This is a genomic window from Neisseria sp. DTU_2020_1000833_1_SI_GRL_NUU_006 (assembly GCA_032388755.1).
GTDB classification, from domain to species: Bacteria; Pseudomonadota; Gammaproteobacteria; order Burkholderiales; family Neisseriaceae; genus Neisseria; species Neisseria sicca_C.
In genome coordinates this window covers 1,595,584-1,608,302 of record CP135593.1, presented here as the reverse complement: position 1 = coordinate 1,608,302, position 12,719 = coordinate 1,595,584, and the positions used below count along the sequence as shown (strand labels likewise).

The window sequence follows — 12,719 nt, the reverse complement described above, 5'->3', positions numbered from 1 at the left end:
ATTCAAAAAGGACGACAGCCGTCAAAACGGTGCGTGGGAAATAAAATCCCTCTTTTAATTCAGTCCACTATAATCCTGCTTATTTTGCAGCAGGGGTTTGGTTGGCAGGAGCTTGTTCCAGATCTGCTGCAGGCGCGGTCTGGGTTGCAGCCTGGCCTTGTTCGCCCATGGCTTTAACTTCAGCATCGGTGGAAGTGGCTTCAGTTGTTGCAGCTTCGGCGGCTTTGTCTTGTTTCAATTCGTTGGCTTGTTTTTTAGCTTTGTTGGTTTTTTTGTGAACATGTCCTGCTTTAGTAGCTGCTTTACCGGAAGCAGGTTGGGCCATAGCCACAGGAGCAGCGATCAAACCGGCAGAAACAAGAACGAGGGAGGTCAATTTAGACAATGTTTTCATATGTAATATCCTTTCGGGAAATTTGTCTGATAAAATAATTCCGTCAAATGCCAAATGGCAATTTGCGTAAAGACAAACGCATAACTGCTTGGTGCGATTGAGTTTTTATTGTAACGGTTAGTTTGTAAACCGAAGTCAGGTCAAGAGAAATTGAAATAAAGTTTCAAAAGGCGGGTTAACCCCCTTGTCCTGCTTTATTAATCGTACTTCATAGCTTGATTGTTTAAATTTATATATTTCATGGCATTACATTCAATGATTTTCGAACATTCCCGCTTCCGCAGTGCATCCTACATCTTGATGGGGCTTGCCCTGTTTGTGGTGCTGTACTTCCACTTTTTGCCCCTTTTGCTCGCCGTTATCCTGACCTACGTCTTCATCACCAAGACCAACGGCCTGATTCTTTGGCTGCGCCGCCGTACGCTTACGCGCAATACGTTTCTGCACAAATCGCTCAACGCACACAATATCAACCTGATTTCAACCACGCTGACCATAGGCATCGTGTTGACAGTTATCCTATTGATGTCGCTGGGGATTTACCATCTGATTCACGGCGGGCATATCCCCGTCATGCTGACCAAGCTGGCGGCGATTTTAGAAGACACGAAAAACAGCAGCAGCCTGCCGCAGTCGGTTTTGAACATGCTGCCCAACAATACCGCCGAAATCAAAGCCTATGCGGTCAAATTGATTGAAGAATACAGCGCCGCGCTGACGCGCATCAGTAAAAACAGCTTCACCTCGTTCGTGTATATCCTTATCGGCATCATCATCGGCGCGATGCTCAGTTTCCACCGCCTCAACATGCGCAAAAACCGCCGCAAAATGCCGCCCTTCAAGGCAGAGCTGGTGCGGCGGATTGTGAACTTCGAAACCAGCTTCGAGCGCGTGTTTCTGGCGCAGGTCAAAATCTCGCTGATTGATACCGCGCTGACGGGCGTGTACCTCTATCTGATCCTGCCGCTTTTCGGCGTCGAGTTGCCGTTTAAGCTAACCGTGTTGGTGATCGCCTTCATCGTCGGACTGATTCCCGTCGCGGGCAACCTGATTTCCAACACCATCATTATCATCTTGAGCCTCGGCGCGTCTTTATATGTGGCGGTCGCTTCGTTGGTGTTTTTGGTCGTCATCCACAAGCTCGAATATTTCCTGAACGCGAAAATCATCGGTTCGGAAATCGAATCAAGCGCATGGGAACTCTTGGTGGCGATGGTCGTGTTCGAACGGATTTTCGGCGTCGGCGGCATCATCGTCGCGCCGGTTTATTATGCGTATCTGAAGAATGAGTTGAAGCAGCAGAAACTGATTTAGATAGTGTTTGAAATATAGATGAAAGGTCGTCTGAAAAGCTCGAAATAGGTTTTTCAGACGACCTTTTTTCAGCTACGGCAACCTGATCCCTTCCCACGGCTGGTGAGGGAAGGTTAGGATGGGGGTGGCTTGCGGATATACGGTATAAGGGGCAAGAGCCACACTCTCTCCGATTCTCTCCAGCCGGACGGGAGAGGGCGGATTCTCGCGGGCGAAGCCCACGCTAGGTTACCCTTCACCCCAGCACAAACAATTCCTGCCCGTGCGCCTTCAGCCAACTTTTAGCATTGTCGGTATGCGGCGTCAGGGTGTTCACCAAATGCCAAAAGCGCGGACTGTGGTCGGGGTGGCGGAGGTGGCAGAGTTCGTGGATGCAGACATAGTCGGCGACGTATTCGGGCGCGCCGATCAGCCGCCAATTGAGGCGGATGCCGGTGTGCGGGCGGCATACACCCCAAAAGGTTTTGGCGTTGCTCAGGTCTGTGGCAGCGGGCGTCAGCCCTGTTTCGGCTGCGTGTTTTTCAAGGCGGGGCAGCAGGTATTCGCGTGCGCGTTCGTTCAAAAGGCGGCGCAGGTGGTCGATTTGTGCGGCGGTTTCTTTTCGGGGAAGCAGGATTTCAGACGACGTGATACGGATATGGCTTTGGCTGTGGGTATCCAGCTTGGCCTTTAATCCCCGATACCAAATCCACTCGGGTAAGTTTGGGTGGGAAACCGGATGTATGGGCGTTTTGGCAAGCGTGTTCCGCAATATCGTTTCGTTTGCCGCCAGCCAGTTTGCCAACGCGCGGTCTTGAAAAAAGGGTGGGACGTTGATGCTGACCGTTTGCGTATCGACGGAGCGAAGAATCAGATTTTTCTTGGCACTGCGTTTCAGTTCGATTTCGATGCACAAACCGTCGGAAAGAGGATAGGTGAAGCGTTTCATAGTTGTAAATAGGTTTCAGACCGGATACATCGTCTGAAACAGGGACTTTCCATATCAGGCGGCAAACTTCGGATAATATACAAAATCAAACATCTGCGCTACAAGGTTCAGCCGAACAAACCGCTGATATATTTGCTGATGGTGATGGCGCTGAGTACTGCCATCAAACCGACCACTATCACGCCGGAAACAGTGAGCCACAGCGGGTGTTTGTAGTCGCCGACAATTTTGGTTTTGTAGGCGGCAATCAGAATCAGACCGAGGGAAATCGGTAAAATCAGGCCGTTTAATGCGCCTACGAACACCAGCACCTGCGCCGGTTTGCCGATAGTGGAAAATACGGCGGTAGACACGGCGATAAAGGCAATAATCCATTTGTTTTTATTGCGTTCGATAGACGGGCTGAGACCGGAGAAGAACGACACCGAAGTATAAGCCGCACCAATCACCGAAGTAATCGAAGCCGCCCAAATCACCACGCCGAAAATCAGCAGGCCGATGTATCCCGCCGCATATTCAAACGGTGTGGAAGCAGGGTTGTCGGGATTGAGCTGTACGCCTTGGCTGACCACGCCTAAAACCGCCAAAAACAATACAATACGCATAATCGAGGCAATCAGGATCGCCCGCACCGAGCTTTGGCTCACTTCCGGCAACGCCGATTTGCCTTTGATGCCTGCGTCCAGCAGACGGTGCGCACCGGCGAAGGTGATGTAGCCGCCGACCGTGCCGCCCACCAGTGTAACAATCGCCATTGCATCGAGTTCTTCCGGCATAAAGGTATGCACGGCGGCATCTGCCAGCGGCGGATTCGCCTGCCATGCCACATAAACCGTCAGCGCAATCATTACGAAACCCATCACTTGGGCGAATTTGTCCATCACTTTGCCTGCTTCTTTAAACAGAAACACACCGATGGCAATCACGCCGCTGATCACGGCACCGGTTTCCGGCGACAGTCCGGTCAGCAGGTTCAGACCCAAGCCTGCGCCGCCGACGTTACCGATATTGAATGCCAAACCGCCCATCACAATCAGCACAGCCAAGAAATAGCCTGCGCCGGGCAAGACCTGATTGGCAATATCCTGCGCCCGTTTTTCGGAAGCGGCGACAATCCGCCAAATATTGAGCTGCGCCCCGATGTCGAGCAGAATCGAGAGCAGAATCACAAAGCCGAAACTTGCCCCCAGTGCTTGGGTGAAAGTGGCGGTTTGGGTCAGAAAGCCCGGACCGATGGCGGAAGTCGCCATCAGGAATGCAGCGCCGATTAAGGCATTTCTGCGGTTTTTTTGATCAGACATAATCGCTTATTCTCTATAAAATTGGCTGTTACTGTGTTTGGGCGAAACCTGCGGTTTTCAGCCTGCGGTTTTCAGACCGCCTATGAACTGTTTTTCAAGCAGAAACTTTGATGCCTGCCGCCAGTAGTTCCTGCCGGATTTTTTCGGCAAACACCACGGCGTGCGGCCCGTCGCCGTGCAGACAGATGCTGTCGGCTTGCACGGCAACCAGGCTGCCGTCCACTGCTTTGACCTGCCCGTCCCGCACCATCTGCAATACTTGGGCGATGGCTTCCTCGTCGCTGTCCACCTGCGCATCGGGGCGACTGCGGGGAACCAGCGTACCGTCGGGCAAATAGCGGCGGTCGGCGAATACTTCGGAAATCACGCCCAAGCCTGCGGCTTTTCCGGCTTCCAAGAGCAGGCTGCCGGAAAGTGCCATCAATTTCAATTTCGGGTCGAAATCCGCCACAATTCGGGCAACGGTATCCGCCAGCGCACGGTTTTTCGCCGCTTGGTTGTACATTGCGCCGTGCGGTTTGACATAAGCCATTTCCAAATCCTGATCACGGCACAAGGCCTGCAATGCGCCCAACTGGTAATTCAGACACGCCCGCAAATCGGCTTCGGACAGATTCATTTCGGTACGGCCGAAGTTTTCCCGATCGGGATAGCCGGGGTGTGCTCCGATGCGCACGCCGTTTTGTTGGGCATACGCCAATGCCGCCCGAATATCGGCAATGCTTCCGGCGTGTTGGGCGCAGGCGATGTTGGCCGAAGTAATCACCTGCAACAGGGCTTCGTCGCTGCCGCAGCCTTCGGCGAGATCGGCGTTTAAATCAACCTGCTTCATGGGCGATTCTCCGTATTTGGTTCAGATAGGCTTGGTTTTTGCGCCGCAGGGCGGAGGCTTCTTTCAAGCCGATTATTTTGAATTTGACTTTGCTGCCGAAACGCACCTGTGCCAGCCTGCCCAAATCGGCGGCGGCAACGGTGGCGATTTTCGGATAACCGCCGGTGGTTTGCGCATCGGCCAGCAGGATAATCGGTTTGCCGCCGGGCGGCACCTGCACGGTTCCTGCCTGAACAGCGTGGGACAGCATTTCCAAAGGTTGCGACAGGGTCAGCGGCTGTCCGTCGAAGCGGTAGCCCATGCGGTTGCTGTCGCTTTGCAGCGTCCACGTTTCCCGTTCCAGATTCAGACGCCCTTTTTCACTGAAAGCGGCATATTCCGACGAAGGAACAAGGTGGACGGTATCGGTAAACGGTATCGGGGCGATGCCGACTTTGGACAATTCCTGCGCACCTTTGCCGATGGGGAGACAATCGCCTTTTTGCAGCATTCTGCCCTGATGGCCGCCGAAACCGGCTTTCAGGTCGGTGCTTCTCGAACCCATCACTTCCGGCACATCAAATCCGCCCGCCACACACACATAGCCGTACATGCCCTGCACGGCACGCACCAGATTCAAGGTCTGACCTTTGCGGGCGGTATAACGCCAATACGAATGGACCGGTTCGCCGTCCAACTCCGCCTGATACACGGCACCGGTGAGACAAAACGGCGTATCCCGTTCAAACACCAGCATTATCCCGCCCAAAGCGATTTCGATTGCGGCCGTGCCTTCGTCGTTGCCCAATAAAATATTGCCCGCCGCCAAAGCAACCGTGTCCATCGCACCGGCATGACCGATGCCGTAACGCCGGTGTCCGTAGCGACCAGTATCCTGAATATGCGCCGGTGCCTGCACTGCCGAAACGTGAATCATGGCTCAATCCTTTCTGCAACAAAGCGGACTTGGTCGCCTGCCGCCAGCAGGGTCGGCGGATTCAAATCGGCTCGGAACAAGGGTAATTCGGTTCTGCCGATAATCTGCCAGCCGCCGGGCGAAGCGAACGGATACACACCGGTCTGACTGCCGCCGATACCGACCGAACCGGCGGGAACGGACGTTCTCGGCACGGCACGGCGGGGCGTGTGCAATGCTTCGGGCAAGCCGCCCAGATAAGGGAAACCGGGCTGGAAGCCCATCATAAATACGGTATAGGTTTGCGCCGTATGGCGGCGGACGATTTCGGAAATATCCGTCTGATGGAAAGCAGCGACTTCCGCCAAATCCGGCCCGTATTCGCCGCCGTAGCAGACGGAAATTTCCACCAGTTTGCCCTGATGGTCTGTAACGGCGGTGTGTTCCCACACATATTGCAATTCATCGGCGAGCGTCGCCAAATCGGTATCGAAACGGGTGAACACGGTCAGATTGTTCATGCCGACCACCACTTCCTCAATCCTGTCGTGCTGCTCGAGCGCAGCGGCAAACGCCCACAACTTTTGCTGTTTACCCAGTTCGGAAGGTGCATTCAGTCGGCAGACCAAAGCGGATTCGCTGATTGGTGTGATCTCTATTCTCATTTGTTGTTCATTTTGGTTATGTTTTAATGAATCTATATGCAGGGGCGGCGGTTTGTCAATATCTTCTGTGCCGCATCATCAAACCGTCGATTGGAAAAGTGCTGCCCTGCCGCTGCACTTTTTCAGACGACCTTAAACCGTTTCTATTAAAATACCGTATTCCTACTTTTTTTCATGCGGTATTTATGTTTTCCGAATCCTCTTCCGCAGCCCTCCTGCAAGGCTTAAATCCCGAACAACTCTCCGCCGTAACCTGGCCGCCGCAATCCGCCCTCGTTTTGGCGGGCGCGGGCAGCGGCAAGACGCGCGTGCTGACCACGCGCATCGCATGGCTGTTGCAAACCGGTCAGGCAAGCGTACACAGCATTATGGCGGTAACGTTTACCAACAAAGCCGCCAAAGAGATGCAAACCCGACTCGGCGCGATGATTCCCATCAACGTCCGCGCCATGTGGCTCGGCACGTTTCACGGTCTCTGCCACCGCTTTCTACGGCTGCACCACCGCGACGCCGGCCTGCCGTCTTCCTTTCAAATCCTCGACAGCAGCGACCAGCTTTCCCTTATCAAACGCCTGCTCAAAAGCCTCAACATCGCCGAAGAAATCATCGCGCCGCGTTCGCTGCAAGGCTTTATCAACGCGCAAAAAGAATCCGGTTTGCGCGCTTCCGTGTTGAGCGCGCCAGACCCGCACACAAGCCGCATGATTGAATGCTACGCCGAATACGACAAAATCTGCCAACGCGAAGGCGTGGTCGATTTCGCCGAACTCATGCTCCGCAGCTACGAAATGCTGCAAAGCAACGAAATCCTGCGCCAGCACTACCAAAACCGCTTTAATCACATTCTGGTCGACGAGTTCCAAGACACCAACAAGCTGCAATACGCCTGGCTCAAACTCATGGCGGGCGGCAACGCGGCGGTATTTGCCGTCGGCGACGACGACCAAAGCATCTACCGGTTCCGCGGCGCAAACGTCGGCAACATGACCGCGCTGATGGAAGAGTTCCACATCGACGCGCCCGTCAAACTCGAACAAAACTACCGCTCCGTCGGTAACATCCTCGCCGCCGCCAACGCCGTCATCGAAAACAACGACGAACGCCTCGGCAAAAACCTGCGCACCGACGCCGAGGCAGGCGACAAAATCCGCTACTACTCCGCCTTTACCGACCTCGAAGAAGCCCAATTCATCGTTGACGAAACCAAAGCCCTCGAACGCGAAGGCTGGGATTTGGACGAAATCGCCGTCCTCTACCGCAGCAACGCCCAATCCCGCGTTATCGAACAAAGCCTGTTCCGCAGCGGCATCCCCTACAAAATCTACGGCGGACTGCGCTTTTACGAACGCCAAGAAATCAAACACGCGCTCGCCTACCTGCGCCTTGCCGTCAACCCCGACGACGACAACGCCCTCTTGCGCGTCATCAACTTCCCGCCGCGCGGCATCGGCGCGCGTACCGTCGAAAACCTTCAGACGGCCTCAAGCGAACAAGGCATCACCCTCTGGCAGGCAGCCTGCAACGCCGGCGCAAAAGCCGCCAAAGTCGCCGCCTTCGTCCGCCTCATCGAAGCCATGCGCAACCAAGTCGGACAAATGCCCCTGTCCGAAATCATCGTCGGCATCCTCAAAGACAGCGGCGTGACCGAACACTACCGAACCCAAAAAGGCGACAACCAAGACCGCCTCGACAACCTCGACGAACTCGTCAACGCCGCCATCGAATTCAAACCCGAAGACAGCAACTTCGAAATCCTGCCCGACAACATTTCAGACGACCCCGCCTTCCCCATCCTCGCCTTCCTAAGCAACGCCGCCCTCGAATCCGGTGAAAACCAAGCAGGCGCAGGCGAAAAAGCCGTCCAACTCATGACCGTCCATGCCTCCAAAGGCTTGGAATTTAACGCCGTCTTCCTCACCGGCATGGAAGAAGGCCGCTTCCCCAGCGAAATGAGCCTTGCCGAACGCGGCGGCCTCGAAGAAGAACGCCGCCTCATGTACGTCGCCATCACCCGCGCCCGCAAACGCCTCTACATCACCATGGCACAACAACGCATGCTGCACGGACAAACCCAATTCGGCATCGTCTCCCGCTTCGTCGAAGAAATCCCCCCCGAAGTATTGCACTACCTGTCCGTCAAAAAGACCGCCTACGACAGCTACGGCAACACGCGCCAAGCCGCCACCCCCAAAGACAAAATCATCGACGACTACAAACAGCCCCAAACCTACGCAGGCTTCCGCATCGGACAAAACGTCCGCCACGCCAAATTCGGCACCGGCGTCATCATCGATGCCGTGGACAAAGGCGAATCCGCCCGACTGACCATCAACTTCGGCAAACAGGGCGTGAAAGAGCTGGATACCAAGTTTGCGAAATTGGAAGAGATGTAAAAGGGGGATGGCAGAGGTCGTCTGAAACCCGTAGCGTGGGCTTTGCCCACGAATCAAACCCAAAATTTCAGACGGCCTCTTTTAGTCATTATCGTGGGCGAGGCCGCATGCTACAATGTACACCGACAGGGCAAAAGGCCGTCTGAAAACGAGGGCAACGAGCTTTGCCCAAACCTCCGCCGTCATTCCCGCGCAGGCGGGAATCCAGACCTCGGCATTTCGGAAATATTCCAAGGCTGCTGCGACTTCAAACTTCCGGATTCCCGCCTGCGCGGGAATGACGGACGGTAAAAGTCAGGCATGAATACCCAACCCCTGTTTATAGCTGAAATCAATAAGGAAGAACATTATGTCCCAAGTTTTTAAAGATTTTGATTTGTCCTCCGTATGGGAATCTGATAGTTGGGCAGATAAAAACTACAAAGAAGCCCCGTTTACCCCTGAAATTTTGGCTGCCGTAGAAAGTGAACTAGGCTATAAATTGCCGCAAAGTTTTATTGAATTGATGGCAGTACAAAACGGCGGGATATTTGTCAAAACCTGCTTTCCGACCACGCAAAGAAATTCGTGGGCGAAAGATCATGTGCAAATTTGCGAGGTATCGGGAATCGGTTTTGAAAAAGAAGGGAGTTTGTGCGGCAAGATGGGGCAAAAACTTTGGCTGGAAGAATGGGAATATCCGCCTATCGGCGTGTATTTGGCCACTGACCCGTCAGGAGGTCATGCCCTGTTTGCCCTGGACTACCGGGAGTGTGGAAAAGACGGAGAGCCGAAAGTGGTGCTTGTCGAACAAGAATTGGATTTTGAAATAGTCGAACTTGCCCCCGATTTTGAAACCTTTATCCGCAGCTTGCGGCATGAAGATGAGTTTTCAGATGAGTAAATACAAAATTGAAAAGGGTAGGCCGTCTGAAACCCGTAGCGTGGGCTTTGCCCACGAATCAAACCCAAAATTTCAGACGACCTCTTTTAGCTGTCATTATCGTGGGCAAAGCCCACGATACAATGTACACCGACAAGGCAAAAGACTATCTGAAAACGGAAGGAGCAATTCTTGCCGAAATCTCTGCCGTCATTCCCGCGCAGGCGGGAATCCAGATGTAGGTCGGATACTTGTATCCGACAAAAACATTTGATGTGTCTATCGTTTCCGAAAAACCGCTGTTTGGAAATGTCGGATTCGAGAATCCGACCTACGGGCAAAAAAAACCGTAGCAGGAGAGAATAGAAACCCGTAGCGTGGGCTTTACCCACGAATCAAACTCAAAATTTCAGACGACCTCTTTTACCCAACATTATCGTGGGCAAAGCACACGCTACAATGTACACCGATGGGGCAAAGGTCGTCTGAAAACGGAAGGAGCAATTTTTGCCGAAACCTCCGCCTTCATTCCCGCGCAGGCGGGAATCCAGGTCTTGGCATTTCGGGAATATTTCAAGGCTGCTGTAATTTCTAACTTATGGATTCTTGCCGTATTTTCCTTGCGTCGATAGCAATGGGAGTAACGGGGGGAGCAAGGCAGGCGTTTGAGGTAGTGTGGGTCAGGATTTAAAAAGCTGTTGAATAGTCGTTCAAGCGAATTATTCGAAAGGTTGTCTGAAAGCCTAAATCTGTCTTTCAGACGACCTTAATGGGCGTATTCGGCTTTCTGTTCGCTTGTTGGCGCAATAAAGGCGAACATATGCTCCTTTGATGGACATTCTCTGCTAGGATTCGGGCAAGCCTTCAACAATGATCTTTTTATCCATTCTTCCTACGGAGATAACACAATGAAAATAAAGCTATTGTTTTCTGCTTTGGCACTGTCTGCATTGATGATGGACGCTCAGGCACATGTTACGATTCGCAATAATTCTAATGGTGTATTTCTGGAAAATCAGACCATTTCCGCCTGAATGTGCCTACCAATCGCAGCAAAGCGGTGACTAAAGTGAAAATGGTTGTTGCTGAAGGCGTTAAATTGTTGTTTGTTTATCCTATGCCGGGTTGGACTTATACGACTGAAAAAAATGCTGAGGGCAATATCGTCAGCATTACTTACAAAGGCCGTATGGAAGCGGGCGAATTTACTTCGTTCCCGTTTATCGCGTTGAATCCTAAAGGCGATGTCTCAGTGAAATACAAAGCGTATGTAACCTACGCGGATGGCGTTGTTGTGCCGTTTGATGGTTCGGAAGAGGCAAAAGGCTATCAACCGACAATTCATCTGAAATAATCGCTCGGGACGTTTGCCTGATGCCGGCGGGTCAATCAGGATATTGAACAAGTTGGCAATCGGGCGGTAACGTTCTCCCTATTAAAAAAGGTCGTCTGAAAACCGGAAATCCGTTTTCAGACGACCCGTCTTTATTTTTTCCAATAAGCCGGCGTCAGCAAGATCAACACCGTAAAAATTTCCAAACGACCCAGCAGCATCACAGCCGAACACAGCCATTTCTGCACATCGCTCAATACCGCATAGCTGCCCGCCGGGCCGACTTCGCCCAAGCCCGGACCCGCATTGGTAATACACGCGATGACGGCGGTGAAAGCGGAGATAAACTCCATCCCGCTTGCCATCAGCAAAAAGCTGAACACAATCGTCGTCATGAAATAAATCGAAATAAACGCCATTACCGTCAGCGCCATGCGGTCGGGAATCATGCGTCCGTTGACCTTGACCGTGCGCACCGCTTTCGGGTGCAGCAGAATCATCATCTCGCGCAGGCTGAATTTGAACAAGACCAATGCCCGCACGTTTTTGATGCCGCCGCCCATAGAGCCGGAGCTTGCCAGCAAATTGGACAGGAAAAACATCCATAGCGACACGATCAGCGGCCATTGCGCGAAATCCGTGTTGGAAAAACCGCTTGCCAGCCCGATGGAGACAAAGTTGAAGCTGACAAAACGCAGCGAATCCCCCAAGGTTGCATAAAAATCTTTCTGCCACAGATACACTGCCGATATCAAAATACTGCCCGCCAACAGCGCCAGCAGGACGCGGCATTCCTCGTCCCGCCAATAAGATTTGAGCGAACGCCGTGTCAGCGCCGTGAAATGCGTGGCGAAGTTCACACCGCCCCAAAGCGTGAAAAACATGACCGCCCATTCGACGGTCAGCGTATCAAAATAAGCGATGCTGGCATCGTGTGTAGAAAAACCGCCCAGCGACACCGCCGACATCGCGTGGCAAAGCGCGTCAAACCAGCTCATCCCCGCAAAATGCAGCGTCAGAAAAGCCGCCGTCGTCGTTAACGTGTAGAAGAACCAAAGCTTTTTCGCCACCTGCGAAATGCGTGGCGCCATCTTGCTTTCCTTGTCCATCCCCGGAATTTCAGCCTTGAAGAGCTGCGTTCCGCCCACGCCCAGCATCGGCAGAATCGCAACCGCCAGCACGATGATACCCATGCCGCCCAGCCAGTTGAGCATATGCCGCCAAAAATTTATCGAAGGATCAAGCGTGTCCAAACTTGTCATGACCGTCGCGCCCGTCGTCGTCAGTCCGGACATTGCCTCAAAAAACGCATCGGTAAAACTGATGCCCGGTATATGAATATAAATGGGCATGGACGCCACCAGCGCAAACGCCAGCCACAGCATTAAAACCAACGTAAACCCGTCGCGCGGGCGCAGCTCGCGGCGGAAATGGAAGGTCAGCAGCCAAACCGCGCAAGAGGTCAGCGTCGTCGCCAAAGCCGTGTAGGCAAACGCCGGAAACGCGTTGTCCAGAAAAAAATACGACATCAGCGTCGGTACTGCAAGCACCAATGAAAACAGCAGCCCCAGTCTGGACAAAATGTGGATAATGGGAAGTAACTTGTACATATCAATTAATCTTAACAAACCGGACGAGCCACCCGGTATTTTCAGACGACCTTATCGTCATCAGTAATCGAAAACAGACGTTATTTTAACAAATTATTGCCTTGCCTATACGGTAAAAGGACAGAAGCGCAGGTCGTCTGAAAACCACATCTGCAAACAGTCCCGCGTTTGCCAGAAAACCCGCTTAAAGGT

General features: G+C 52.9%; 12 protein-coding genes. 5 read left to right on the top strand and 7 right to left on the bottom strand.

The genetic code is table 11. The features are described from left to right. Window positions 1-79: 79 nt before the first annotated feature. A complete protein-coding gene (locus RSJ68_07785) occupies window positions 80-448 on the bottom strand; it encodes a late embryogeneis abundant protein (GenBank protein ID WNU96356.1) in 369 nt (122 codons plus the stop codon). Window positions 449-649: 201 nt separating this feature from the next. Between RSJ68_07785 and RSJ68_07780 the strand changes: the two genes are divergently transcribed. Further along, window positions 650-1,708 carry an AI-2E family transporter gene (locus RSJ68_07780; GenBank protein WNU96355.1) on the top strand — a complete coding sequence of 353 codons (1,059 nt, stop codon included), beginning with the start codon at window positions 650-652 and terminating at the stop codon, window positions 1,706-1,708. Between the two features lie 235 nt (window positions 1,709-1,943). Here the strand turns inward: RSJ68_07780 and RSJ68_07775 are convergent, their stop codons facing one another. The 5 genes from RSJ68_07775 to pxpB form a co-directional block, all read right to left on the bottom strand. Continuing rightward, entirely contained in the window at window positions 1,944-2,636 is a 693-nt protein-coding gene (locus RSJ68_07775; protein WNU96354.1) for a M48 family metallopeptidase, read from the bottom strand. A 107-nt stretch (window positions 2,637-2,743) separates the two neighbouring features. Beyond that, on the bottom strand, window positions 2,744-3,937 hold the full coding sequence (locus RSJ68_07770; protein ID WNU96353.1) for a divalent metal cation transporter: 1,194 nt from the start codon (window positions 3,935-3,937) through the stop codon (window positions 2,744-2,746). A 94-nt stretch (window positions 3,938-4,031) separates the two neighbouring features. Continuing rightward, on the bottom strand, window positions 4,032-4,769 hold the full coding sequence (gene pxpA / locus RSJ68_07765; GenBank protein WNU96352.1) for a 5-oxoprolinase subunit PxpA: 738 nt from the start codon (window positions 4,767-4,769) through the stop codon (window positions 4,032-4,034). Next, a complete protein-coding gene (locus RSJ68_07760; protein WNU96351.1) occupies window positions 4,756-5,685 on the bottom strand; it encodes a biotin-dependent carboxyltransferase family protein in 930 nt (309 codons plus the stop codon). The genes pxpA and RSJ68_07760 overlap by 14 nt, the downstream gene beginning before the upstream one ends. Then, complete coding sequence (gene pxpB / locus RSJ68_07755; protein WNU96350.1) at window positions 5,682-6,329, bottom strand: 5-oxoprolinase subunit PxpB; 648 nt, start codon at window positions 6,327-6,329, stop codon at window positions 5,682-5,684. Before pxpB ends, RSJ68_07760 begins: the two co-directional genes overlap by 4 nt. A 185-nt stretch (window positions 6,330-6,514) precedes the next feature. Here pxpB and uvrD point away from each other — a divergent pair, with 185 nt between their 5' ends. From uvrD to RSJ68_07735, 4 genes are all read left to right on the top strand, one after another. Then, window positions 6,515-8,722 (top strand): DNA helicase II, encoded by a 2,208-nt coding sequence (uvrD, locus tag RSJ68_07750; GenBank protein WNU96349.1) that lies wholly within the window; start codon window positions 6,515-6,517, stop codon window positions 8,720-8,722. 349 nt (window positions 8,723-9,071) lie between these two features. After that, window positions 9,072-9,605: an SMI1/KNR4 family protein gene (locus RSJ68_07745; protein WNU96348.1), complete on the top strand. Its 534-nt coding sequence runs from the start codon at window positions 9,072-9,074 to the stop codon at window positions 9,603-9,605. Window positions 9,606-9,613: 8 nt separating this feature from the next. Then, window positions 9,614-9,826, top strand: a complete 213-nt coding sequence (locus tag RSJ68_07740; protein ID WNU96347.1) for a hypothetical protein — start codon at window positions 9,614-9,616, stop codon at window positions 9,824-9,826. 818 nt (window positions 9,827-10,644) lie between these two features. Beyond that, entirely contained in the window at window positions 10,645-10,938 is a 294-nt protein-coding gene (locus RSJ68_07735) for a hypothetical protein (protein ID WNU96346.1), read from the top strand. Window positions 10,939-11,069: 131 nt separating this feature from the next. On the opposite strand, the gene RSJ68_07730 is transcribed toward RSJ68_07735, so the two are convergent. Continuing rightward, on the bottom strand, window positions 11,070-12,527 hold the full coding sequence (locus RSJ68_07730; GenBank protein ID WNU96345.1) for a potassium transporter TrkG: 1,458 nt from the start codon (window positions 12,525-12,527) through the stop codon (window positions 11,070-11,072). Between the last annotated feature and the right edge of the window lie 192 nt (window positions 12,528-12,719).